Genomic DNA, 22,549 nt, shown 5'->3' with positions numbered 1-22,549 from the left:
CACACTTATCGGCTGTTTAGTTTTTAAAGAACAAATCTGCGTGAAGCAGAGAAACGAGATTATGAAGAAGTTTTTTAATCTTGTCAAGCAGCTGGGGTGGGTGACTCAACCGGTTATTAACTTGCCACATCGTGACAAAACCGCTTGAACACTGCCTCGCAGCGCCTTGACAAGGAAACCTTCATCCCCTCGTCGAGCCCGAAATTAAAACACATTTAAGTGTTAACGTCAAGCCAGACTGCCACCGGCCGAAACCGGCGCCTCGCCTTTTTACCCCGCACAACCATCGAGACCATTGCCTTCAAATGACTGCGCTTCGGCTTGCCAAACCACTGGTTTTACCCAGTGTTGTCGGGGTTAACCCTGACCGCCCGGCGGCGAAGAGACCGAACTATAGCACGCTTTTTTTGTTGTGCGCAAACTGCGTACCGGAAGCTCTGTGGTTTCTTTGATGGACTGCAAAGCGAAGCTGCTGCGGATGTCTACCACGGAGGGATGGCGCATCAGGGTATCCATGGCGAAACGGGAGAAAGCGGCGAGGTCTTCGACCTGGACACGCAGCAGATAATCCATATCGCCGGACATCGCGTAGCACTGGATGACCTCGGGCCAACCCTGAACATCCTGGGCAAAGCCGGTGATGCCCTGGTGCTCGGCACGAGAAGATTTATCCAGCCTTACCGAGATATAGGCAAGCAAACCCAAACCAAGTTTCTCGGGACTGGCCAGTGCCACATAACGTTGTATGTAGCCGTGGTCTTCGAGGCGCTTGACCCGGCGCAGACAGGGGCTGGGGGAAAGCGCCACCCGCTGGGCGAGCTCTTGGTTGCTGATGCGACCATCTTGCTGCAGGTGCATCAGGATAAGTTGATCAGTCTGGTCGAGGTCCTCGGCAGGCATCATGTAAAACCTATTTTGATAGAACAGCAATAAACGTTCAGGATAAGATGGCCTGCCAGCGCTGGCAATCCCTAACCACCCCAGCAGGGTTATTGAGCCTGCGCTTCTGGTGTACAGTCGCCCACATCGGCGCCTTGCGCCACTCTGGGCCTGCCTCCATTGTCATGAACGTCCTTCTTTATCTGAACACTATCCGGCAACGCAGCATACGCATGTTTATGACCATTGCGCGCATCATGGTGCCCGTGATGGTGATTGTCTACGCGGCCGACCGCATGGGCCTGGTGCAGCAGGTGGGCGAGTTTCTGGCACCCGCCATGGCATTTCTGGGGCTTCCGCCGCAAGCCGGGCTGATCTGGGCCACGACCGTCATTACCAATATCTATGGCGGCATGGCTTCGATGGCCGCGCTGTCGGACACCCTCGACATGAACGTAGCCCAGATCAGTGCGCTGGGTGCCATGATGCTGTTTGCGCATAACGTACCCACCGAACAGTCAGTGGTGCGTCGTGCCGGCGCAAGCGCCTGGATAACCGGTACGCTGCGCATTATCGTGGGCATTGTGTATGGCGCAGCCGTTACCTGGACTTGCCAGGCGGCCGGCTGGCTTCAGGATCCGGTGTCGTTTGCCTGGATGGGACAGGATGCAGGGCTTACCCAGGGCCCGCCCGATGTCCTGACCTGGCTGCTTTCCACGGTGCAATCCCTGCTGCTGGTGCTGCTGGTCATCATCGGCATGGTGATTTTGCTGGATCTGCTGGAGCGGCTGAAGATCACGCGCCTGATTACGCGCTTGCTGACCCCGGTGCTGAAGCTCTCGGGCCTGGAAGAACGCGCGGCACCACTGACCACCGTGGGGGTTTTGCTGGGCCTGGCCTATGGAGGGGCACTGATCATTGATGCTGCAGAACGCGAGAACTTCAGTGCGCGCACGCGATTGCTGGCACTCTCGTGGCTGTCGTTGTGTCACGCCCTGATAGAAGACACCCTGCTTATTTTGACGCTGGGGGCCAACGTGTGGGTGATTTTGGTGCTGCGCGGCCTGCTGACGCTGGCGGTGCTGGCCGCGCTGGCTGCCCTGACGCAACCACACACCCGGTGGGGCCAACACCTGGCCAGACAAGACAATATCAGGCCTGCTTGAGCAGCTTGGCGTAGCGCTGCCTGAACTTCGCCATCTTGGGCGCAATGACCACCTGGCAATAGCCTTGCTCGGGGTGCTGCTGGTAATACTGCTGATGGTAGGACTCGGCAGGCCAAAACGGCTGCGCCGCACGAAGCTGCGTACACACCGGGTCTGGCAGAAGGGCCTGGACTTCGGCCACCACCGCCCTGGCCTCTGCATGCTGGGCGTCGTCCTGGTAAAAAATCACTGAGGCATATTGAGGCCCGACATCATGGCCCTGCCGATTGGGCGTGGTAGGGTCGTGGGTGCCAAAAAATACTTCCAGCAAGGTGCGATAACTGATGCGGGCAGGATCGAACTGAATCTGGTTGACCTCGATGTGACCGGTATCCTGCTGACAAACCTGCTGGTAGGTGGGAGAAGGCACGCTGCCGCCACAATAGCCGGGCAGTACATCCAGCACACCATCCAGGGCACGAAACACGGGCTCCTGGCACCAGAAGCAGCCGCCACCAAAAATTGCCTGTTGCATAAGAAACTCCTGATCAGTGCGGCGCCGTGTTTGCCAGCGACAGAATCCAGCGAGCCAGCTGAATGGCATCGGTTTTGGACACCCGGGTTTGTGCCGGCATGGGAATAGCCCCCCACTGGCCTCTGCTGCCCTGGCGGATTTGCTGCGCCAGATAGGGTGCGGCATCCGCACGGCCCTGAAAACGCTGGGCAATGGCCGCAAAGGGTGGCCCCACGCGGCGGGCATTAACCTGATGGCACCCCAGACATTGCCGTTGTGCGGCCAGCGCCCGGCCCACGGAAACATCCGCCCAGGCGGACGGACCCCAGGAAAAGAGGCACACAGCCAATAACAGCAGCATCTGCCGCATACCGAGATGTGTTTGCGCCACCCGCACTGCCATCAAAGCTACCCTCTGGTTGAACCTGCGTTACGGTTATTATCCATGATTGTGTTTCCTCGGGGTGCCTGTCCATGCCTTTCCCTCATATCAACCCGATTGCCCTGCAATTGGGGCCCGTGGCCATCCATTGGTATGGCCTGATGTATCTGGCGGGGTTTGCCCTGGCCTGGCTGTTGGGGCGCTGGCGCATCCAGCATCATCCGGGTGAACTCAACTTGCGGGATCTCGAAGACATTATTTTCTACGGCGTGTTGGGCGTGGTGCTGGGCGGGCGCATCGGTTACGTGGTGTTTTACAAATTTGACGACTACCTGGCCAACCCCTTGTCGATTTTTTATGTCTGGCAAGGCGGCATGTCGTTTCACGGCGGTTTGCTGGGCGTGATTGTGGCCATGCTGATTTTTGCCCGCAAGCGTGGCCAGCCGCTATTGGCCATTGGCGACTTCATTGCGCCGCTGATTCCGCTGGGCCTGGCCGCCGGCCGCCTGGGCAATTTCATTAACGGCGAACTCTGGGGCCGGCCCACCGACCTGCCCTGGGGCATGGTGTTCCCGGGATCCGGGGATGGGATCGCCCGCCATCCTTCGCAACTGTACGAAATGGGCCTGGAAGGCTTTGCCCTGTTTGCGCTGGTGTGGTGGTTTGCCCGCAAGCCCCGCCCCATGGGCCAGATCAGTGCCGTGTTTTTGATGGGCTACGGTACGTTTCGGTTTCTGGTGGAATTCACCCGGGAACCCGACGCGTTTCTGGGGCTGCTGATGGGGGGCTTGTCGATGGGACAGATTTTGTCTGTCCCGATGGTGCTTATTGGTCTTTGGCTTTTTTTACGGGCCGCAAAAGAATCGTCCCGCTGACCGACACCGCAAGGGTTTGCTGGCCGCCCTCAATGGGCGCAGCCACCTTGTCGGCTGACATCATTGCCATCATCATGCGCGGCGCGGGGGAAGGTGGCATTTCGCCACTGCCGCCGACGTCGATGGTAGACAGGCGATAGGAATCAAACCCCAGGGCTTCTGTCAGCGCCTGCGCCCTGGCGCGAAACGCCTTGACGGCCTGAGTAGTGAGCGCCTGTTCTTGAGCCAGACGGCGCTCGCGCGAGACTGAAAAATCCATGCCGGAAATCGGCATATCCCCGGACAACTGCCCGGCCAGCTTGGAGGCAGCCGAAAAATCTTGCGACGTCAGGATGATTTCGGCGCGCCCACGCCATTCGGAGATCTGGCCATCCTGGTTGGTGGTGGGCCAGATACGATAGTTGCCGCTACGGACTTCGATGCCCTCGTGGCCCTTGGCCTGTTTCATTGTCGTATCCAGCCGCTGGTTAAGTTGCTCGGAGACCTTGGCCTGGCTATCGGCGGAAAGTTCTGCTGCCAGAGTAACCTGAACCGTATCCTGGGAGACCTCGGCACTGGCTTGCGCTGACAACGTGGCCGTCGGGCCGTGGGGGCCATCCCACTTGGCTTGATGGTGAGGTGCGGCAGACGCCAGAGAACCATAGGCGGCCAGCCCAAGGGCCATGGCGCCAACAAGGGCAAAACGGGATAAGGAATTGGATGGTGTCATGAATACCTCTGTGAATGCCGCCATCTGACTGACGGCCAATACCGCAGGATACCCGGAGAAGCCAGACAAACAAAAGCCCACCGTGTTACCACGGTGGACCATTTGTAAACGCCCCGCTTGTGCCGTCTAGGCCGGCATCCCGGAACCTGAGGTTCACGGTGGTCGCCATCAGTCAGGCTTTGGGCTATCCAGTGAAGGTAGCTCTCCCATCTGTCAATCCGGCAACCGATGCCAATTAGCATTGGTTCAAGGAATGTATGGCCAAGTCACGTACACGGCAGGGACTTAGAAGTTTGGATGCGCAAGAACACGGCATCCGAAAATCTGCTTAAGCGGCATCCCCGAGGATTTCATCAAGCATGCCGTTCATGTCGTCAATTTTACTCCTGAAATCACCCAAGGCAAGTTGACTGAGCGGGCCGTCGGGTGCGCGCAGGGTAAGAAGCTCGTTGGCGATCTGGATGGCAGCCATGACGGCGATACGCTCGTTGCTGACCACCTTGCCCGAACCCTTGATGGCGAGCATCCGTTGATCGACCTGTCTGACGGCCGCCAGCAAGGCGTCTTTTTCTTGGGGGGCGCAGGCCAGCGAATAATCGCGACCCAGGATGGAAACATCTACGCGTTCCATGGTCAGACCTCCGCGCCAGGCAGGCGCTCAAGGATCAGTTCGATCTGTTTTTGGGCATCCACAGCCACCGCGCTGAGCCGGCCGTAGTCTTCCTGGGTAGCATCCAGGCGCCGTTGCAAGGCATCGGCATGCTGTTGCTGGTTGCGCACCCGGGTTTCGAGGGCACTGCGGGCCTGTTCGGTTTCGGCACGCACGGCCTGAAGCTCGTGATCGTGCTGGGCGGCTCGTTGGGACATCTGGGAAAAGGCATCGCGCTCTTGTGCCTGTTGGGTTTTAAGCATCTGGCACTCGGCCTCGAGCTGATGGATGCGAGCCCGCAGGGTTTGGCGTTCGGCCTGCAGGCCCTGGGCCAGTTGCACAACCTTCTGGATGCGTCGTGACAAGGCGTCTAGATCTTCGAGCATGCGGATATCCTGGTTCAGGAGGTGGTCTGGGACGAATGCGATCCCGGCACTGCCGGGGAATGACTGGTCTGTACGGTACCGCGCGCCCCGCGATGACGCAAATAGCGATTCTCGCGACCCCGGCGAAACAACAAACTGGAGAGCTCGTTGAGCGCCAGGGTGTAGACTTCGCGTTTGAATTCGATGACGGCCTCTAGGGGCACCCAGTAGGCGTTCCAGCGCCAGGCATCGAATTCGGGCATATCGGTAGCCCGCAAGGAAACATCGGTATCCCGGCCCACCATACGCAGCAAAAACCAGATTTGCTTCTGGCCTTTGTAATGACCGCGGAGTTCGCGGCGAACGTAATGATCGGGCACGGTATACCGCAGCCAGTCTCGTGTACGCCCCAAAATGCGGACATGTTCTGCACGCAGGCCGGTTTCCTCGTGGAGTTCTCGGTACATCGCCTGCACGGGGGTTTCTCCGTGCTTGATGCCGCCCTGCGGAAACTGCCAAGCGTGCTCTCGGATGCGTTTGCCCCAGAAAACCTCGTTTTTCTGGTTCACAAGAATGATGCCGACATTGGGGCGGTAGCCTTCGCGATCCAACATGGGGCCACCTCGGTTGTGAATTCAATACAATTACTGTCGATTATACGTACCCAGCGGAATCCCTACCATGTACGCCAGCAAGTACCACCTGAATACACTCAAAGAAGCCCCTGCCGAAGCCGAGGTTGTTAGCCACCAGCTAATGACGCGGGCCGGCATGATCCGCAAGATTGCGGGCGGCATCTACACCTACATGCCCATGGGCCTGAAGGTACTGCGCAAAATTGAAAACATCGTCCGCGAAGAAATGAACCACGCGGGTGCCATCGAGCTGTTGATGCCGGTGGTGCAGCCGGCAGAGCTCTGGCAGGAGTCGGGGCGCTGGGAGCAATACGGTGCCGAGCTGCTGCGCATCAAGGATCGCCATCAACGCGATTTTGTGCTGCAGCCTACCTCAGAGGAAGTGATCACCGACATTGCCCGCAACGAAATCCACAGCTGGCGCCAGTTACCCCTCAATTTCTATCACATCCAGACCAAGTTTCGCGACGAACGCCGGCCCCGATTCGGCCTGATGCGCGGGCGCGAATTCACCATGAAGGATGCCTACTCCTTTGATCGTGATGAGCAATCGGCGCTGGCCAGCTACGACATCATGTACGCAGCCTATCAGCAGATTTTTTCCCGTCTGGGTCTGAGCTATCGGGCAGTGGCCGCAGACACCGGCTCGATCGGCGGCTCGCGCAGCCACGAGTTTCAGGTGATTGCCGACACAGGAGAAGACCTGATCGTCTACAACCCTGACTCGGATTACGCCGCCAATATAGAGCTGGCTGACGCCCCCTGCCTGATTGCCACGCGTGAGGCAGCACAACAGCCCCTTACGCAACGAGCCACTCCCGAGGCCCCCAAGTGCGAGATTGTGGCTGAACAACTGGGATTGCCGCTGTCCAAAACGGTAAAGGCCGTGGTGCTGGCCACAGACCCTGAAAAAGGCCCGGTGCGTTTGTGGCTGCTGCTGATTCGTGGCGACCACGAAACCAACGAGATCAAGGTAGGCAAACTGCCCGGCCTGACAGACGGCTATCGTCTGGCAAGCGAAGCCGAGATCGACAGCGTGTTTCATTGCACGCCCGGTTATCTGGGCCCAGTGGGCCTGGCCGCTGATTCAATCACCATCATCGCGGATCGCACCGTGGCCAATATGGGCGATTTTGTCTGCGGCGCCAACCAGCCGGGTTACCACTACACGGGCGTGAACTGGGGGCGTGATCTTCCAGAACCACATCTGGTGGCCGATTTGCGCAATGTCGTGGCCGGCGACCCAGATCCCGCAGGTGGCCAGCTGGCCATTCAGCGTGGCATCGAGGTGGGGCATGTGTTTTTCCTGGGAGACAAATACTCCAAGGCCCTGAATGCCACCTATCTGGGTACTGACGGCAAGCCAGCGGTATTGCAGATGGGCTGTTATGGCATCGGCATCAGCCGGATCGCCGCCGCTGCCATCGAGCAAAACCATGATGATCGCGGCATGATCTGGCCCCGGGCGCTGGCTCCCTTCGAAGTGGTGCTGTGCCCCATTGGCATGGCGAAAAGTGAAACCGTTCGAAACGCCGCGCGCTCGCTGTACCAATCCCTCAAGGACGCAGGCATCGATGTCATCTTGGACGATCGCGATGTGCGCCCCGGCATCATGTTTGCCGACTGGGAACTCATCGGCGTGCCGGTGCGCGTTACCCTTGGCGATCGCGGCCTGAAGGAAGGCATCGTCGAGATCCAGGCACGTCGCGATACCGAGGTAAAAAAGCTGGCGCCTCAGGATGCGGCTGCCCGGGTGATTGAGATGCTGCAATCCCTTTGATGCCTGCCATTCAGGCCACAGACCACGGGCATACGGATTCTGTGGCCTGTCACACGGCTTAACCAAAAAATGACGACAGATTCCAGCAACACTTCCGGCGACCTGACCATTCGCGTATATTACGAAGACACTGATACAGGTGGCGTGGTGTACTACGCCAACTACCTGAAGTTTTTCGAGCGTGGCCGCACCGAATGGCTGCGGGCGCTCGGGGTCGATCAACATACACTGGCGGTGCAGGAACAAATGATGTTTGTGGTGAGACATGCGGAGATTGCCTATCGGCAGGCCGCCCACCTCGACGACCAGATCCGCATCCACACAGACGTCACCGACATCCGGGCCTCGACACTGGTGTTTTCCCAGCAAGCCTGGCGCGGCACCGAACTTCTGTCCACTGCAACCGTCCAAGTGTGTGTGGTTCACGCCGTCAGCTTCAAACCTATCCGTTTATCTACTTCCCTTCGGGATCTCTTGAACAAGGCCCTTCACTAACCATGCAAGCCTCGAGCGATTTGTCGCTGCTCTCCCTGATTGGCAATGCCAGCATCCCCGTACAGATCGTCATGCTGATTCTGCTGGGCGCATCCGTGCTGTCCTGGACATACATTTTCAGCAAACGCGCCGCCCTGAAGCGCACAGACGAGCAAACCCGCCGTTTCGAAGACGATTTTTGGGCGGGAGGCGATCTGACCGTGCTGCAGCAGGCAGTGGCCAGCCGTCGCAACGAGCACGGTGCCCTGGCCCGCATCTTTGATGCCGGCATGACCGAATTCATCAAGGCACGACGCTCATCCACGCGCGGCGACACCATGCTGGACGCACCTCGGCGCGCCATGAAGGCGGCTTTTCAGCGCGAGATGGACAGCCTGGAATCCCACCTAAACTTCCTCGCCTCCACCGGCTCTGTCAGCCCCTATATTGGTCTCCTGGGTACCGTCTGGGGCATCATGCACGCATTCATGGGTCTATCCACCATGCAGCAGGCCACGCTGGCGGCAGTGGCCCCCGGTATTGCCGAGGCACTGATCGCCACGGCCATCGGCCTGTTTGCGGCGATCCCGGCGGTGCTGGCGTACAACCGCTACACCAACGAAATCGATCGCCTGTCGATTCGTTTCGAAAGCTTTATCGACGAATTCCTCAACATTCTCCAACGTCAGGTGCACTGAGATGACCTCACTTGGCAACCGCCGCACCCGCCGGATGAAAAACGACATCAACGTCGTCCCCTACATCGACGTGATGCTGGTACTGCTGGTGATCTTCATGGTGACGGCACCCATGATTACCCCAGGTCAGATCGAGCTGCCTTCTGTTGGCACGGCCTCCGAGGTTCCGTTGCAACCCATCGAAGTACAGATCGACGAAAAAGGCGAACTCTCCATGCGACTGCGCGAAGGTGGCGCGTCTTTTCGGCCTGTCGACAAGGCCAATCTGCTGGCCGAGGTAAGGGCCGCCGCCACACCGGATACCCCGGTGGTGATCTCGGCCGATGGCAAGGTGCCCTACGAAACCGTCATGCAGGTCATGGACCAGCTGCGCAGCGGCGGTGTCTCCAAGCTGGGGCTGATCGTCAACCAGAATGCTGCCGGCAGCCATCAGTGACCGTTCACGCACGCAAGGTTAAGGTTTCATGACTTGGCTGGATCGACTCCTTCACACCGATACGTCCTCTGACCAGCGCGACGACCGCATCGGCCTGGCCGCATCATTGGCTGCACACGGGCTGCTTATATTGCTGATGGTGGTGGGTTTCTCCTCCGCCCCGGACAACGCCGGCCCTGTGCAGGTAGAGCTCTGGTCACAAGGCACGGTGGCCGAGGCCGCTTCGCCGGAACCCACCGAAGAAGCCGCCCCGCCCCCTGAAAAGCCTGACGTCCCGCCCACACCCGAGCCCAAGCCGGAGCCTCCCAAACCGGACGACAGCGCCCAGAAGGCCGCTGAAGCCGAAGCGGCAGCGCAGGCCAAGGCGGCCGCCGAAGCACAGGCCGCCCGTGAAGCCGAAGCTGCACAGCAGGCGGAAGCCCAGGCCCGCGCGGCAGCGGCTGCCTTGGCCCAGGCCGAAGCCGAGATTGCACTGGAGAAAGAACGCCAGGCACAAGAAGAAGCCAAGCGGCAAGCAGAAGAACAAGCCAAAAAAGAGGCCGACGCAAAGGCGGCGGCAGAGAAATTAGCCCAGGAAAAAGCGGCCGCGGAAAAAGCGGCGGCACAGAAAGCGGCTGCCGATAAGGCTGCCAAGGAAAAGGCTGCCAAGGAAGCCGCCGATAAAGCAGCTGCAGAAAAAGCGGCTGCCGATAAGGCCGCCGCCGAGAAAGCAGCTGCAGATAAGGCTGCTGCGGAAAAAGCGGCTGCCGTGAAAATAGCCAAAGAGAAAGCCGCTGCCGATAAGGCTGCCAAGGACAAAGCTGCCAAAGAGGCCGCCGACAAGGCGGCCGCTGAAAAAGCTGCTAAAGAAAAGGCTGCCAAAGAAGCCGCCGCCAAGGCTGCAGCAGAAAAAGCCGCCAAGGCCAAGGCCGCCAAAGAAGCCGCTGCCAAGCGCGACGCCCTGAAGGCGGCATTGCGAGGCGCGGCCATGGAAGCAGCCGGTATCCCCAGCGGCAACGCCGACCGTAACCAGCGGGGCGGTGGCGGTAACGATGGCTATGCCGCCAAGGTGCGCGCCTGCGTCCAGCCGGGCGTGATCTATAACGTGCCGCCACAAAGCGGCTCACGCAACCCAACTGCCAGCTTCCGTACCCGGTTAGCCTCTTCGGGCCGGGTAGAAAGTGTTGACCTCACCCATTCCTCTGGAGACACACGTTTTGATGATGCCGTACGCAAAGGTATCCTGGCGTGCTCTCCCTTCCCCAAACCGCCTAACGGGCGGTATCCATCGTATATTGATGTGGATTACCGCATGTACGACTAAGGAGATCGTAACCATGACCGTATTTACAGCTACCGGCTTTATCGGGCGCCTGTGGCGGCGCACGGCGGCCGCTGGCGTGGGCCTGGCACTGGCTGCCCTGGCCACTGGCCCTGCCCATGCCCAACTGCGTGTGGATATCTCAGGGGTGGGCGCCACCCAGTATCCCATCGCCATTGCCGACTTCTCTGGTGCCAGCGGCACCACCTCCACCCCGGAAGTCATCCGGGCCGACCTCACCCGCTCGGGTCAGTTTCGACTGATCAGTGCCGGCGGTGCCAGTCTGCCGCTTAAAAGCACGGTGGATTACGGTACCTGGCAAGCCCGCGGTGCTGATTACCTGGCACTGGGCAGCGTCGAGCAAAACGGTGGCCAATACACCGTCAGCTACCGCTTGGTCGATAACGTCCGCAAGAGCGAACTCGACTCCGCTGTGTTCACCGGAAACGAATCCGAAATGCGTCGGATTGCACACCGGATTGCCGATCGAATCTACGAAAAAATCACCGGTGTACGCGGCGTTTTCTCGACTCGAATCGCTTATGTGTTGCAAACAAGCAACGGATATGAGTTACAAATTGCTGACGCGGACGGCCAAAATCCGCAGGTAATGTTGCGTTCAAAGCAGTCGATTATTTCGCCCACATGGTCTCCCGACGGCAGCAAGCTGGCATATGTCAGTTTCGAGTCAGGAAAGTCGGTGATTTACGTCCAGACTCTGGCCACTGCACAGCGCCAGCCGGTGTCCAATTACAAGGGTAATAACAGCGCGCCGTCGTGGTCTCCGGATGGTTCGCACATGGCGATCGTGCTGTCTATGGACGGCATCTCGCAGATATACACCATCAATGCGGATGGATCCAACTTGCGACGCGTCATGCGCTCTCCGCTGATCGACACCGAACCCGACTACACCCCCGATGGGCAATCCCTGATTTTCACCAGTGATCGGGGGGGAAGCCCTCAAATTTACAAGGTACCCGTGGCGGGTGGTGACGCCCAACGAGTCACCTTCTCCGGCAGTTACAATATCTCACCTAGGGTATCGCCGGATGGACAGCAACTGGTGTACGTTACACGTAGAAACGGTGCTTTCAGGATAGCTAGCCAGGCCTTGAATTCGGGCTCCGAGCAGCTTCTGACAGACGGTCCGGACGATCAATCGCCCAGTTACGCGCCCAACGGCATGCAAGTGCTTTACAGTTCCATCCAAAATGGGCGCAGCGTACTGGCAGTAACTTCGATCGACGGGCGTGTCCGCCAGACGTTGTCGGTACTCAATGGCAAGGTTCGCGAACCAGCCTGGGGCCCTTTCACGAATTGATTTTTTCGTGTGACTCTTTCTTCTAAAGGACATTCAATGAGCTCGCGCATCACCAGGACCCTAACCATTGCCGCGTTCGCTGCCTCTCTGGCAGCTTGCAGCTCCGTACCGCTCGACGAAAACGGTGCCGGCGGCGCCGGCTCGGATTCGGCGTCGGCCGGGCAGATCATGGATCCGTTCAACCCGCAAAGCCCTCTGGCGCAACAGCGCTCAGTCTACTTCGACTTCGACAGCTACACGGTGCCTGAACAATATCGCAGCGTCGTCGAAATGCACTCCAACTATCTGACCAGCCATCAGGGCCAGAAAGTGCGCGTCGAAGGCAACACCGACGCCCGTGGCAGCTCCGAATATAATCTGGCCTTGGGCCAGCGCCGTTCGGATGCCGTGGCACGCATGATGAAACTGCTGGGTGTAAACGCCAACCAGATCGAAGCCATCAGCTACGGTAAAGAGCGTCCCAAAGCTCAAGGCAATACCGAAGCCGACTACGCCGAGAACCGTCGCGCAGACATCAATTACCAACATTGATCGTCGTCTGACGCAGGCAGCGCCGTAGCGGTTGACGCTACGGCGTTTTTTATTCTGATGCAGACCTCTCGACCCAAAGGAAACATGCCATGCACGCCCTGACCCATCGTCTAAACACGCTTTCTGTGGCCACCTTGATGGCCCTGACGCTGGCAGCAGCACCCGCACATGCTTTTACGGATGACGAAGCGCGTCGTGCGATCCTGGATCTGCGCACGCAGTTGCAGCAAATCAAAGACCAAAATCAGCAGGCCCGCCTGCAACTGGCCGATCAGATCGACAAACTGCACCAGGAAATGGCCCTGATGCGTGGCCGTCTTGAAGAGCTTGGACAACTCAACCGGCAAGCCCAGGCGCCTCAGGGCCCGGCCAATGCGCCCAGTGCCGGCACACAGGCCCAGGATGACCCCCAACAACGGGCCGCCTACGAGGCAGCTGCGGATCAGTACCGCAATGGCCGCTACAAAGAGGCCGCCGCCAGCTTTGCCACGTTTGTGCAGTCGTATCCCGACAGCACGCTAAATGCCGACGCGCAGTTTTATCAAGGCAGCAGCCAATACGCAGCCAAAGATTTCAAGGGCTCGATCCAGACGATGCAAGCCCTGGTAAAAGCACATGCCGATGACGCACGCGCCCCAGAGGCCTTGCTGGTGGTGGCCACCGATCAGATCGAGTTAAACGACATGAAAGGCGCCAAGGCCACCTTGCAACGCATCATCAAAGACTACCCCAGCAGCAACGCAGCCGAAACCGCCAAAAGCCAACTGAAACTGCTGTAATGCCGGCTGCTCCTGTTTTACCGCCACACACGCTGGCCCTGCCCGATGGCGACGTGCTGCATTACACACGCATGGGCCGGCAGGGCAGCCCCATTTTGCTGATTCATGGCTCTTTATGCGACTACCGCTACTGGCGCTGGCAGTTTGAAGCCCTGAGCCAATCCCACCAATTGATTGCGCCCAGTTTGCGCGGCTGCTGGCCCGATACCCGCCCGCACCCGATGGCGGCTTACCGCACCGATCGTCACGCAGACGATCTTATTCATCTGGTGCGCCAGTTGGGCTTGCAAGCCGGTGTTCATGTGCTGGGGCACTCGCGTGGCGCACAGGTGGCATTTGAATTTGCCCGCCAGGCGCCTGACTTGTGCTTGTCGCTGACGCTGGCCGACCCAGGGTTTCGGTTTGACGACGAACCCGAAACACCCCCGTTTTATGCGGACACCGTGCGACAGCTGCAGGCGGGCGCCATCGATACTGCCTTGCAGGCCTTTATCGACACCGTCAACGGCCCCGACACCTGGCGCCGGATGGTGGCATGGTTCAAAGAGATGGCGCGCGATAACGCACTGACGTTGATATCCCAGATACAGGAAGCCAACCGCGCCGTGCGGGGGGCTGATGTCTCGGCATTGCACTGCCCGGTATTGTTGGTGGGTGGCAGCAATAGCCCGGCCAAATACGGCAACCGCCAGGATCGTCTGCAGCAGTGGCTGCCTGCCGCGCGGCGTGTGCGCATTGCCCTGGCTGCCCACGGCATGAACCTGGCCAACCCTAGGGCGTTTAACAAGGCACTGATGGATTTTGTGGCGTAAGGCCCCAGCCCCACGCCAGGCGCTTAATGCGCCATATGCTTCATGCCGTGCTTGCCCATGCCAGGCATGGCGTTGGGCGCCTTGACTTCGCACGACACAGACACTTGCTGCTGGTTATCAAGCACAAACTCGACTTGTACGTGATCGCCCACCTTCAAGCCATCACGGGGCTGCTCGAGCATCAGGTGATAGCTGCCCGGCTTGAATGCCAGGCTGCCACCGGCAGGCACCGCCACCTGATGCACCATCGACATTTTGCTCATACCGCTTTCTTGGGTGGTTTGATGCATCATCACCTGGCCGTAATCGGGCGAGCTGGCGGACGTGAGCTGACGGGCCTGCTGGCCGGCATTATGAAACACCAGGAACCCGCCTGAAGGGGCCGGAGACGGCAACTGGCGAATCCAGCAATTGGCGGCCGTGACCTCGGCTGGGGCCGCAGAGGTAGTGGCTGCTGGCGCCGCTGCCCAGACACTGGCAACTGCGAAAAAACTTAAAGAAAACATCCCGAGAGAAGCACACACGCGTTTCATGGACTGGCCTGTATCAATGAAGGTGCAGCGGGCCACCGTGGCGTAATGCTGCACAGGTTCTTGCCAGTGTACTATGGCCTTTTCCCTCGACCTTTGCGCCATGACAAGCGTTTCTTCCCTGGCGGATACCTTGCCGCCATCGTGCATCACCATCAAAGAGTTTGAAGATCTGCTGGCACGTCTGCACCCCTTTGCGGCCGTACTGGGTATCGAGATCAAGGATATCCGCCATGGCCAGGCCACATTACGGCTGCCACCCAACCCATCCAATCAGCGCTTGGGCGGCATTGTGGCAGGCCCCATGTTGATGGGACTGGCGGATCTGGCTCTGTATGCGGCGGTGGTCAGCGCCACCGGCGTACCAGAGGCCGTCACGGCCAGCCTCACTATCCACTTTTTGCGCGGAGCCCCCGCGGGCGGCATCATTGCACAGGCCAAGATATTAAAAACCGGCCGCATGACGGCCGGTGAGGTACTGCTGCTACCTGAAAGCGGGGGCGACCCCGTGGCTCAGGTAATGAGTACGTGGTCGGTACCCCGCAAGGCGGCTTAGTTTTTGCTGAGCTCGCCCACAACGCCTTCGACGTAATAATCCATGGCATTCAGCCCGGCATCATCCAGCGCACCCTCGGCCAGCACCACCTTGCCCTGATTGGTTTTGATCGGTGCGGCAAAGACATTAAGGCTGCCATCAGCAATGGCGTCTTCTTTGACTTTAAGCTCGGCCTTCAGCGCGTCGTCGACGGCAGGGCCAAAGCCCTCGAGATCAACCATGTGCTCTTTGAAGCCACCCCAGACTTGGTCGGGTTTCCAGGTGCCATCCAGGACGGCCTTGGCCTCACGGGTAAAGTACGGGCCCCAGTGATGGGTGACGGCAGCCAGCTGGGCATGCGGTCCGAACTTAAGCATGTCGGAGTGATAGGCAATGGCAAATTTGCCGCGTTCTTCGGCCGCTTGCACAGTGGCAGTGGAGTCGGTGTGATGGGTGACAATATCAGCACCCTGATCCAGCAAGGCCAAAGCAGCATCACGCTCTTTGCCCGGATCAAACCAACTGTTGACCATGATCACCCGCACCGTAGCATCGGGTTTGACGCTACGCAGGCCGCGCGTAAAGGCGTTGATACCCTGCAGAACCTCGGGGATGGGATACGCACCCACATAGCCGACGACACCGGTTTGTGTTTTATGGCCAGCCAGCACGCCTGCCACATAGCGGGCCTGGTAAAAGCGGGCGTTGGTGGTGGCCACGTTGGGCGCCGTTTTGTAGCCCGTGGAGTGCACAAATTTGACGTCCGGGAACTGGCGCGCCACCTTGATGGTGGGGTTCATGAAGCCAAACGACGTGGTGAAAATGAGCTTGTTGCCTTGCTGGGCCAGATCGCGGATAACACGATCGGCATCGGCGCCCTCGGGTACGTTTTCAACAATTTGCGTCTTGATTTTGTCGCCTAGCTGTTCTTCCATGTACTTGCGGCCCAGATCCTGCTGCCACGTCCAGCCGGCTTCGCCCACTGGACTGACATAGACAAAGCCGATTTTGAGGGGCTCTTGGGCCGAGGCCGGACCTGCTGCCCACAGGCAGGCGGCCGCGGTGGCCACCCCCAGGGTTTTAAGAATCGAAGCTGTATTCATGGCGGAAATCTCCGTGGTTCGAGTCGGTGAATGAAATCTTACCGGTTAAGCAGGAGCTGGCGCCGCAGCGCAACAGCCTTGGGGTTAATGGTTAGGGTTAAAGGCCCGCCCCAGCGAAGCTGGCATATTGATGCGTATCCAGTTGACGTTGCGGGAAATCAGCACTAGCACCAGGATGGTGGCCAGGTATGGCAGCATGGACAGCAGCTGCGAGGCAATAGGCACGCCCAGCGCCTGCATGTGGAACGTAAGGATGGTGATGCCACCAAACAGATAAGCCCCTATCAGCACCCGCAAAGGCCGCCAGGTGGCAAAGGGGGTAAGCGCCAGGGCGATCCAGCCGCGCCCGGCCACCATGTTCTCGACCCACATCGGGGTGTACACCAAAGACATGAACGCCCCAGCCAGGCCACAGCACGCCCCGCCAAACAGCAGGGCCACCAGGCGGATGCGGCGCACCGAGTACCCCAGCGAGTGGGCGGATTCGGGGGATTCACCGACAGCCCGCAACACCAGGCCGGCACGGGTGCGATACAAGAACCACGACAACAACACGGCCAGGGCCAGGGCGCCATATACCATGGGATGATGCTGAAACAGCGCCGGGCCCACAAAGGGGATATCACCCAGCAGCGGAACCGACCAGGTAGAGATCTGGATGGTGGCGCCCACATACGGCAAGCCGATGGATGCCGACACCCCTACCCCGAAAAGCGACAGGGCCAGACCACAGGCCACCTGATTGGCCCCCAGCCACACCACCAGCCAGGCAAAAAGCCCGGCCATCAGGGCACCAACCAGCGCACCCCCGATAAAACCCACGGCTGGGCTGCCGGTTTGCACGGCAAGTGCAAACCCCAGGGCGGCAGCCACCAGCATCATGCCTTCGGAGCCCAGATTGATGACACCGGATTTTTCGTTGATCAATAAGCCCAGCGCCGCGAGCATCAGCGGCGTGCCCGCGTTCATGGCGGCGGCGATCAGTGGGGCCAAGGCATCCATGATCAGGACCTCCAGCGCAAACGTTGATAGATCAGGACATCACAGGCCAGCAGGGAGAACAGCAAGATCCCCTGGAAAATGCCGGTGATGGCGCTGGGCATGCCCAGACGTGTTTGGGAGAGCTCGCCACCAATATAGAACAAGGCCATGATGAAACTGGCAAAGACCACCCCGATGGGATGCAGCCGGCCGACAAACGCCACAATGATGGCCGCAAACCCGTAACCAGGCGACACAGACGGCGTGAGCTGGCCGATGGGCCCCATGATTTCGCAGGCACCGGCGACACCTGCCAGCGCACCCGAGCCCAGCATGCAACCCCATAACGCCCGCCGGGATGAAAACCCAGCATAGCGCGCAGCCAAAGGGGCCAGGCCGCCGACGGTTAGACGATAGCCGGCAAACAGGCGTGACAACAGCAGCCATGCCAGCAACGCTGCCACCAGCGCCAGGACAATCCCCAGATGCAGGCGGGTGCCCGGCCACACCGGCAACAAAAAGCCAAAATCAAACAGGCGCGACTGCGGGAAGCCAAAGCCGTCGGGATCGCGCATGACGCCATGCACCAGATAGCTGAGCAGCAACTGCGCCACATAAACGAGCATCAGGGACACGAGGATCTCGTTGGCGTGATAGCGGTCTTTGAGCCAGGCCACCAGCCCAGCCCAGAATGCTCCGCCCAAGGCACCGGCCACCAAAGCCAAGGTGATCATCAGGGGGCCGCCCCCCGTACCCGAACCGTCGTCGAACTGCAAAATGAACGCGCCGGAGGTAATGGCACCCAGCACCAGTTGGCCTTCGGCCCCGATATTGAAAATATTGGCGCGAAAACACAGCGCCAGGCCCACCGCGCACAGCAGAAGCGGGGCCACCTTGACGCCGATTTCGGACCAGCCACGCAAGCTGCTGAGTGGCTCGATAAAGAACACCCCCAGGCCCTGCAGGGGCGACTTGCCCACCGCCAGAAACATAAGCACGCCGCAAAGAGCCGTAAGGCCCAGTGCCAGCAGTGGCGACAGCCATGCCATCCGGCGGGAGGGTTCGGCACGGGCAACGAGTTCAAGCATGAGCGGGCTCCGGGGTGTTATCTGACTGGGCGCCCGGCCAAAGGCCGCTCATCCACTGGCCGATCTGTTCGCGATCGGCGTGATCGCGGGCCAAGGCGGGTGATACCCGGCCCTTGGCCATCACCACCACACGATCCGAAAGCTCAAGGAGCTCGTCGAGTTCTTCGGAAATAAGCAAAATGGCGCAGCCGGCATCACGCAAGGCGAGGAGCTCGGCGTGGATTTGCGCGGCGGCACCGACATCAACCCCCCAGGTGGGCTGGGCGATGATGAGCAGACGCGGGTTGCGTACGACTTCGCGCCCCACGATATATTTTTGCAGGTTACCCCCCGACAGACTGCCTGCCAGTGCATGCGGGCCGGCAGCCTTTACCCGGAAACGCTGCAGGATTTCGGTGGTGATGCGTTGCACGGCACCGGTACGGATCCAGCCGTGACTGAGGGTTTGCGGCCCCTGGTGCGAAAGCAGCAAGTTGCGCGCGAGGGAGATCTCGGGCACCGCACCGCGCCCGAGGCGCTCTTCGGGCACAAAGGCCAGACCCTGTGCACGCCGCCAAGCCGTAGGCTGATGGCCGATGGGCGCGCCATCCATCTGGATGGCGGCAGCGCTGCTGCGGCGGTCTTCGCCCGAGAGCACGCCCATGAGTTCTTGCTGCCCGTTGCCCGACACCCCGGCAATACCCAGGATCTCGCCGGCATGCACATCGAAGGACACTTGCGACAAGGGTGTGGCAAACGGATGTGCTTGCGGGAGATCGAGCTGCTGCACCTGCAGCACCACGGGGCCGGGCTCGCGGGCCTGGCGGTGCTGTACCGGCAGATCGGCACCGATCATCAGGCGCGACAGACTGGCTTCGGTTTCTTCGCGGGGATCACACACGCCGGTGACCCGGCCGGCGCGCATGACCGTACAGCAATGACACAGGCTGCGGATTTCGTCGAGCTTGTGGCTGATGTACAAAATGCTGCAGCCCTCGGCCGCCAGTTGGCGCAATACCTCGAAGAGCCGCAGCACAGCCTGGGGCGTGAGCACGGAGGTAGGCTCGTCGAGAATCAACAAGCGGGGTTTGCCCAGCAAAGCGCGCACGATTTCGACGCGTTGACGCTCGCCCACCGACAGGGTGTGTACATGGCGATGCGGCTGCACATCCAGACCATACTGGCTGGCGGTCTCGGAGATGCGCTGGGCCAATACCTGCAAAGGGGTGCCCGGGGCCAGGCCCAGGGCAATGTTTTCGGTGACGGTTAAGGTATCAAACAGCGAGAAGTGCTGAAACACCATCCCCAGGCCCAGTGCGCGGGCCTCGGCGGGGCTGGCGATTTGTACGGTGTCGCCATCCCACTGCACCGTGCCGACATCCGGGCGTACTACCCCGTAGATGATTTTCATCAGCGTGGACTTGCCGGCACCGTTTTCACCCAACACCGCGTGAATTTGACCGGGTTCGACGGTGAGATCGATGTCGTCGTTGGCCAGTACGGCCGGGTAAGACTTGGTGATATGGCGCAAGGCCAGACGCGGGGGCATGCAGTGTCCTGTTCGAATCAAGGTGAAACAGCCGGGATTCGAAAAATTCTACTCAGGATGCCTATAAGGGCCTAAAGGGGATAAACCCCTAGGGACCCCGGATTGCCTGCACCAAAGAGCGTGTCAGGCGCATCTCGCGGGCCTGTCCGGCAATATCGGCTGACTCATCACGATGAGTGAATGTTGGATATTAACGCAGCGTGATGAATGATGTCACCCGGCGTCCAGTGCCATGCGCCCGGCAAACCACAGAAACAGGGCTCCCACCAGCGCACTGCCCGTGCGTGCCACCCCCGGCCGGCGACGAAAGGCAGCCGCCAGCCGCGCCCCGCCGAAGATCAGCGCCGACAAATACAACGCGCTGCACAGCTGCAAAATAGCGGCAAGAATCAGAAACGACAATGCCGGGTGTGCGTAAGCCGGATCGACAAACTGCACAAAGAAGGACAGCAAAAACAAAATGGCCTTGGGATTCAGCAAACTGAGCAACAAGGCCTTTTGGAACGGACGCCCACCGGCACTGGACACGGTGGTGGTGGCAGACGGTTGCCCAGGGTGCCACGCCGACCACAGCAGGCGCGCACCCAAATAGGCAAGGTAAATTGCGCCCACAGCCTTGAGTGCCAGAAACACCACGGGCAAAAGACGCAACACCGAAGCAGCGCCTGCTGCGGTGAGCGTCATCAGGATGGCATCACCCAGAAACACCCCAAATGCTGCCTGGTAGCCCGCCCGCACGCCCCGCCCTGCCCCGGTAACCAGGACAAACAAAGAGTTGGGGCCGGGCAGCAGCACAATAAAGATTGTGCCGGCGATATATGTCCAGACGTCCAGAACACCGTATTGCGACAGCATGGCGGGGCTCTGGTGATCAGGCCACAGCGGCCTCGGGCTCAACCGACGAGCGGATCAGGTGATCGAAGGCCGAAAGCGCTGCCTTGGCGCCATCTCCCGCCGCGATGATGATCTGCTTGTACGGCACCGTGGTGGCGTCTCCGGCAGCAAATACCCCAGGCACAGACGTCTGGCCACGGGCATCCACCACAATCTCGCCATGCGGAGTGAGCTCGACCACACCCTTGAGCCATTCGGTATTGGGCACCAGACCAATCTGGATAAACACACCTTCGAGTTCGACTTGATGCAGCTCGCCGCTGCGACGGTCTTTGTAGCTGAGGCCCGTGACACGCTTGCCGTCACCGTGAATCTCGGTGGTTTGTGCGGACGTGATGATCTGCACATTGGCCATGCTGCGCAACTTGCGTTGCAGCACTTCGTCGGCCCGCAGGACGTCGCCGTATTCGATCAGGGTGACATGACCCACAATACCGGCGAGATCAATGGCAGCCTCTACACCCGAGTTGCCACCGCCGATGACGGACACGCGCTTGCCCTTGAATAAAGGACCATCACAGTGCGGGCAATACGCCACACCACGATTGCGGTATTCGTCTTCGCCAGGCACGTTGATGTGCCGCCAGCGGGCACCGGTGGAGAGAATCACGTTCTTGGCCTTCAGCACCGCACCATTGGCCAACTCGACCTGAATCGACTTGCCCGGCACCAGGCGGGTGGCCCGCTGCAGGTTCATGATGTCTACTTCGTAGGCCTTGACGTGCTGCTCGAGTGCGACACCGAACTTGGGGCCTTCGGTTTCCAGTACCGAGAGGTAGTTTTCGATGGCCATGGTATCCAGCACCTGGCCGCCGAAGCGCTCGGCCACCACACCAGTGGCAATACCCTTGCGTGCCGCATACACAGCCGCCGCAGCTCCGGCCGGGCCACCGCCCACCACCAGCACATCGAATTCGCCACGGGCGTTCAAGGCATCTACCTTGGCCTGATCGTCGCCCACATCCAGCATGGCCAGGAGTTCTTCAACCCCGGCACGCCCCTGATGGAAGAGCTCGCCATTAAGGAACACGGCCGGCACCGAGAGGATCTCGCGGCGCTGGACTTCGTCCTGGAACAAGGCGCCATCGATAGCCACGTGATGGATGCGCGGGTTGATGACCGACATCACATTGAGTGCCTGCACGACATCCGGGCAGTTTTGGCACGACAGGGAGAAATAGGTTTCGAAGTGGTAGTCGCCCGGCAAGGCGCGGATCTGCTCGATGACGGCATCATCCAGCTTGGGCGGATGGCCCCCCACCTGCAACAGCGCCAGCACCAGCGAGGTGAATTCGTGCCCCAGCGGAATACCGGCAAAGCGCACGCCAATATCAGTACCCGTACGGGCAATTTCAAATGAGGGCACACGGTGATCGCCCGCCGGGGCGTCGATCACGGTGATGAGATCGGACAGGCTGCCGATTTCTTCCAGAAAGGCGCGCAGTTCTTGGGCTTGGGCGCTGCCATCCAGGGCGGCCCGCAGCTCGACGGGTTGACTGACCCGCTCGAGGTAGGTTCCTAATTGTCCTTTGAGGTTTGCATCCAGCATATTGACACCTTTTTGGAAAAAATCTGCCCCCAGAGTACGCCAATTGGGCGTGCC

The 22,549-nt window shown here is 59.9% G+C and carries 26 protein-coding genes and 1 other RNA gene; 12 read left to right on the top strand and 15 right to left on the bottom strand.

The genetic code is table 11. The features are described from left to right. Positions 1-357: 357 nt before the first annotated feature. Complete coding sequence (locus ABS758_RS14090; protein WP_350383910.1) at positions 358-900, bottom strand: Lrp/AsnC family transcriptional regulator; 543 nt, start codon at positions 898-900, stop codon at positions 358-360. A 164-nt stretch (positions 901-1,064) separates the two neighbouring features. Here ABS758_RS14090 and ABS758_RS14085 point away from each other — a divergent pair, with 164 nt between their 5' ends. Next, complete coding sequence (locus ABS758_RS14085; protein WP_350383909.1) at positions 1,065-2,045, top strand: hypothetical protein; 981 nt, start codon at positions 1,065-1,067, stop codon at positions 2,043-2,045. On the opposite strand, the gene msrA is transcribed toward ABS758_RS14085, so the two are convergent. Continuing rightward, entirely contained in the window at positions 2,032-2,559 is a 528-nt protein-coding gene (gene msrA / locus ABS758_RS14080; protein ID WP_350383908.1) for a peptide-methionine (S)-S-oxide reductase MsrA, read from the bottom strand. The two genes, ABS758_RS14085 and msrA, sit on opposite strands and share 14 nt — an antisense overlap. Before the next feature lie 13 nt (positions 2,560-2,572). Beyond that, positions 2,573-2,908: a c-type cytochrome gene (locus tag ABS758_RS14075; RefSeq protein WP_492304517.1), complete on the bottom strand. Its 336-nt coding sequence runs from the start codon at positions 2,906-2,908 to the stop codon at positions 2,573-2,575. Between the two features lie 104 nt (positions 2,909-3,012). On the opposite strand from ABS758_RS14075, the gene lgt reads away from it, so the two are divergent. Next, on the top strand, positions 3,013-3,795 hold the full coding sequence (gene lgt, locus ABS758_RS14070; protein ID WP_350383905.1) for a prolipoprotein diacylglyceryl transferase: 783 nt from the start codon (positions 3,013-3,015) through the stop codon (positions 3,793-3,795). Here lgt and ABS758_RS14065 read toward each other — a convergent pair. The 5 genes from ABS758_RS14065 to ABS758_RS14045 form a co-directional block, all read right to left on the bottom strand. Beyond that, positions 3,746-4,504 carry an SIMPL domain-containing protein gene (locus ABS758_RS14065; protein ID WP_350383904.1) on the bottom strand — a complete coding sequence of 253 codons (759 nt, stop codon included), beginning with the start codon at positions 4,502-4,504 and terminating at the stop codon, positions 3,746-3,748. The two genes, lgt and ABS758_RS14065, sit on opposite strands and share 50 nt — an antisense overlap. Before the next feature lie 106 nt (positions 4,505-4,610). Continuing rightward, a non-coding RNA gene (gene ssrS / locus ABS758_RS14060) (6S RNA) lies at positions 4,611-4,791 on the bottom strand. Positions 4,792-4,832: 41 nt separating this feature from the next. Continuing rightward, positions 4,833-5,135 carry a cell division protein ZapA gene (locus ABS758_RS14055; protein WP_350383902.1) on the bottom strand — a complete coding sequence of 101 codons (303 nt, stop codon included), beginning with the start codon at positions 5,133-5,135 and terminating at the stop codon, positions 4,833-4,835. Positions 5,136-5,137: 2 nt separating this feature from the next. Beyond that, complete coding sequence (locus tag ABS758_RS14050) at positions 5,138-5,539, bottom strand: hypothetical protein (RefSeq protein WP_350383901.1); 402 nt, start codon at positions 5,537-5,539, stop codon at positions 5,138-5,140. A gap of 14 nt (positions 5,540-5,553) precedes the next feature. Next, positions 5,554-6,132 (bottom strand): RNA pyrophosphohydrolase, encoded by a 579-nt coding sequence (locus ABS758_RS14045; RefSeq protein WP_350383899.1) that lies wholly within the window; start codon positions 6,130-6,132, stop codon positions 5,554-5,556. A 67-nt stretch (positions 6,133-6,199) separates the two neighbouring features. On the opposite strand from ABS758_RS14045, the gene ABS758_RS14040 reads away from it, so the two are divergent. From ABS758_RS14040 to ABS758_RS14000, 9 genes are all read left to right on the top strand, one after another. Further along, positions 6,200-7,933, top strand: coding sequence for a proline--tRNA ligase (locus tag ABS758_RS14040; RefSeq protein WP_350383898.1), 1,734 nt, complete (start codon positions 6,200-6,202; stop codon positions 7,931-7,933). A gap of 69 nt (positions 7,934-8,002) precedes the next feature. Next, on the top strand, positions 8,003-8,428 hold the full coding sequence (gene ybgC, locus ABS758_RS14035; protein WP_350383897.1) for a tol-pal system-associated acyl-CoA thioesterase: 426 nt from the start codon (positions 8,003-8,005) through the stop codon (positions 8,426-8,428). 2 nt (positions 8,429-8,430) lie between these two features. Further along, positions 8,431-9,105, top strand: a complete 675-nt coding sequence (gene tolQ / locus ABS758_RS14030) for a protein TolQ (protein ID WP_350383895.1) — start codon at positions 8,431-8,433, stop codon at positions 9,103-9,105. Between the two features lies 1 nt (position 9,106). Next, complete coding sequence (gene tolR / locus ABS758_RS14025; protein ID WP_350383894.1) at positions 9,107-9,541, top strand: protein TolR; 435 nt, start codon at positions 9,107-9,109, stop codon at positions 9,539-9,541. Between the two features lie 28 nt (positions 9,542-9,569). Continuing rightward, positions 9,570-10,844, top strand: a complete 1,275-nt coding sequence (gene tolA / locus ABS758_RS14020; RefSeq protein WP_350383893.1) for a cell envelope integrity protein TolA — start codon at positions 9,570-9,572, stop codon at positions 10,842-10,844. Between the two features lie 13 nt (positions 10,845-10,857). Beyond that, entirely contained in the window at positions 10,858-12,165 is a 1,308-nt protein-coding gene (gene tolB, locus ABS758_RS14015; RefSeq protein WP_350383891.1) for a Tol-Pal system beta propeller repeat protein TolB, read from the top strand. Positions 12,166-12,201: 36 nt separating this feature from the next. Beyond that, entirely contained in the window at positions 12,202-12,696 is a 495-nt protein-coding gene (gene pal, locus ABS758_RS14010; RefSeq protein ID WP_350383890.1) for a peptidoglycan-associated lipoprotein Pal, read from the top strand. A gap of 89 nt (positions 12,697-12,785) precedes the next feature. Continuing rightward, positions 12,786-13,475, top strand: a complete 690-nt coding sequence (ybgF, locus tag ABS758_RS14005) for a tol-pal system protein YbgF (RefSeq protein ID WP_350383888.1) — start codon at positions 12,786-12,788, stop codon at positions 13,473-13,475. Next, positions 13,475-14,287 (top strand): alpha/beta fold hydrolase, encoded by an 813-nt coding sequence (locus tag ABS758_RS14000; RefSeq protein ID WP_350383887.1) that lies wholly within the window; start codon positions 13,475-13,477, stop codon positions 14,285-14,287. Before ybgF ends, ABS758_RS14000 begins: the two co-directional genes overlap by 1 nt. A 23-nt stretch (positions 14,288-14,310) precedes the next feature. Here ABS758_RS14000 and ABS758_RS13995 read toward each other — a convergent pair whose 3' ends face one another. Beyond that, on the bottom strand, positions 14,311-14,874 hold the full coding sequence (locus ABS758_RS13995) for a copper chaperone PCu(A)C (protein ID WP_350383886.1): 564 nt from the start codon (positions 14,872-14,874) through the stop codon (positions 14,311-14,313). A gap of 46 nt (positions 14,875-14,920) precedes the next feature. Between ABS758_RS13995 and ABS758_RS13990 the strand changes: the two genes are divergently transcribed. Continuing rightward, positions 14,921-15,373 (top strand): PaaI family thioesterase, encoded by a 453-nt coding sequence (locus ABS758_RS13990; RefSeq protein WP_350383885.1) that lies wholly within the window; start codon positions 14,921-14,923, stop codon positions 15,371-15,373. Here the strand turns inward: ABS758_RS13990 and ABS758_RS13985 are convergent. The 6 genes from ABS758_RS13985 to ahpF all read right to left on the bottom strand — a co-directional run bounded on the left by ABS758_RS13985 (position 15,370) and on the right by ahpF (position 22,495). Continuing rightward, positions 15,370-16,455 (bottom strand): BMP family ABC transporter substrate-binding protein, encoded by a 1,086-nt coding sequence (locus ABS758_RS13985; protein WP_350383884.1) that lies wholly within the window; start codon positions 16,453-16,455, stop codon positions 15,370-15,372. The genes ABS758_RS13990 and ABS758_RS13985 overlap by 4 nt on opposite strands. Before the next feature lie 84 nt (positions 16,456-16,539). Continuing rightward, a complete protein-coding gene (locus ABS758_RS13980; protein WP_350383883.1) occupies positions 16,540-17,457 on the bottom strand; it encodes an ABC transporter permease in 918 nt (305 codons plus the stop codon). A gap of 2 nt (positions 17,458-17,459) precedes the next feature. After that, entirely contained in the window at positions 17,460-18,524 is a 1,065-nt protein-coding gene (locus ABS758_RS13975; RefSeq protein WP_350383882.1) for an ABC transporter permease, read from the bottom strand. After that, on the bottom strand, positions 18,517-20,052 hold the full coding sequence (locus tag ABS758_RS13970) for an ABC transporter ATP-binding protein (protein WP_350383881.1): 1,536 nt from the start codon (positions 20,050-20,052) through the stop codon (positions 18,517-18,519). The genes ABS758_RS13975 and ABS758_RS13970 overlap by 8 nt, the downstream gene beginning before the upstream one ends. A gap of 213 nt (positions 20,053-20,265) precedes the next feature. Then, positions 20,266-20,907 carry a leucine efflux protein LeuE gene (gene leuE, locus ABS758_RS13965; RefSeq protein ID WP_350383879.1) on the bottom strand — a complete coding sequence of 214 codons (642 nt, stop codon included), beginning with the start codon at positions 20,905-20,907 and terminating at the stop codon, positions 20,266-20,268. A gap of 16 nt (positions 20,908-20,923) precedes the next feature. Further along, positions 20,924-22,495 carry an alkyl hydroperoxide reductase subunit F gene (gene ahpF, locus ABS758_RS13960; protein ID WP_350383877.1) on the bottom strand — a complete coding sequence of 524 codons (1,572 nt, stop codon included), beginning with the start codon at positions 22,493-22,495 and terminating at the stop codon, positions 20,924-20,926. Positions 22,496-22,549 lie beyond the last annotated feature (54 nt).

It is taken from the genome of Castellaniella sp. FW104-7C03 (genome assembly GCF_040276085.1).
GTDB lineage: Bacteria > Pseudomonadota > Gammaproteobacteria > Burkholderiales > Burkholderiaceae_B > Castellaniella.
This window is presented reverse-complemented; position numbering and strand designations above follow the sequence as displayed.

Excerpts from the sequence above, each read along its gene's own strand:
- ABS758_RS14055 (WP_350383902.1), bottom strand. The coding sequence starts at position 5,135 with ATGGAACGCGTAGATGTTTCCATCCTGGGTCGCGATTATTCGCTGGCC.
- ABS758_RS14050 (WP_350383901.1), bottom strand. The coding sequence starts at position 5,539 with ATGCTCGAAGATCTAGACGCCTTGTCACGACGCATCCAGAAGGTTGTG.
- ABS758_RS13985 (WP_350383884.1), bottom strand. The coding sequence starts at position 16,455 with ATGAATACAGCTTCGATTCTTAAAACCCTGGGGGTGGCCACCGCGGCC.
- msrA (WP_350383908.1), bottom strand. The coding sequence starts at position 2,559 with ATGCAACAGGCAATTTTTGGTGGCGGCTGCTTCTGGTGCCAGGAGCCC.
- tolA (WP_350383893.1), top strand. The coding sequence starts at position 9,570 with ATGACTTGGCTGGATCGACTCCTTCACACCGATACGTCCTCTGACCAG.
- ybgF (WP_350383888.1), top strand. The coding sequence starts at position 12,786 with ATGCACGCCCTGACCCATCGTCTAAACACGCTTTCTGTGGCCACCTTG.
- ABS758_RS14065 (WP_350383904.1), bottom strand. The coding sequence starts at position 4,504 with ATGACACCATCCAATTCCTTATCCCGTTTTGCCCTTGTTGGCGCCATG.
- ABS758_RS13975 (WP_350383882.1), bottom strand. The coding sequence starts at position 18,524 with ATGCTTGAACTCGTTGCCCGTGCCGAACCCTCCCGCCGGATGGCATGG.
- ABS758_RS14040 (WP_350383898.1), top strand. The coding sequence starts at position 6,200 with ATGTACGCCAGCAAGTACCACCTGAATACACTCAAAGAAGCCCCTGCC.
- leuE (WP_350383879.1), bottom strand. The coding sequence starts at position 20,907 with ATGCTGTCGCAATACGGTGTTCTGGACGTCTGGACATATATCGCCGGC.
- ABS758_RS13980 (WP_350383883.1), bottom strand. The coding sequence starts at position 17,457 with ATGGATGCCTTGGCCCCACTGATCGCCGCCGCCATGAACGCGGGCACG.
- tolR (WP_350383894.1), top strand. The coding sequence starts at position 9,107 with ATGACCTCACTTGGCAACCGCCGCACCCGCCGGATGAAAAACGACATC.
- ahpF (WP_350383877.1), bottom strand. The coding sequence starts at position 22,495 with ATGCTGGATGCAAACCTCAAAGGACAATTAGGAACCTACCTCGAGCGG.
- lgt (WP_350383905.1), top strand. The coding sequence starts at position 3,013 with ATGCCTTTCCCTCATATCAACCCGATTGCCCTGCAATTGGGGCCCGTG.
- ABS758_RS14045 (WP_350383899.1), bottom strand. The coding sequence starts at position 6,132 with ATGTTGGATCGCGAAGGCTACCGCCCCAATGTCGGCATCATTCTTGTG.
- ABS758_RS14000 (WP_350383887.1), top strand. The coding sequence starts at position 13,475 with ATGCCGGCTGCTCCTGTTTTACCGCCACACACGCTGGCCCTGCCCGAT.
- ABS758_RS13990 (WP_350383885.1), top strand. The coding sequence starts at position 14,921 with ATGACAAGCGTTTCTTCCCTGGCGGATACCTTGCCGCCATCGTGCATC.
- ybgC (WP_350383897.1), top strand. The coding sequence starts at position 8,003 with ATGACGACAGATTCCAGCAACACTTCCGGCGACCTGACCATTCGCGTA.
- tolQ (WP_350383895.1), top strand. The coding sequence starts at position 8,431 with ATGCAAGCCTCGAGCGATTTGTCGCTGCTCTCCCTGATTGGCAATGCC.
- ABS758_RS14090 (WP_350383910.1), bottom strand. The coding sequence starts at position 900 with ATGCCTGCCGAGGACCTCGACCAGACTGATCAACTTATCCTGATGCAC.
- ABS758_RS14075 (WP_492304517.1), bottom strand. The coding sequence starts at position 2,908 with ATGCGGCAGATGCTGCTGTTATTGGCTGTGTGCCTCTTTTCCTGGGGT.
- ABS758_RS13970 (WP_350383881.1), bottom strand. The coding sequence starts at position 20,052 with ATGCCCCCGCGTCTGGCCTTGCGCCATATCACCAAGTCTTACCCGGCC.
- ABS758_RS14085 (WP_350383909.1), top strand. The coding sequence starts at position 1,065 with ATGAACGTCCTTCTTTATCTGAACACTATCCGGCAACGCAGCATACGC.
- tolB (WP_350383891.1), top strand. The coding sequence starts at position 10,858 with ATGACCGTATTTACAGCTACCGGCTTTATCGGGCGCCTGTGGCGGCGC.
- pal (WP_350383890.1), top strand. The coding sequence starts at position 12,202 with ATGAGCTCGCGCATCACCAGGACCCTAACCATTGCCGCGTTCGCTGCC.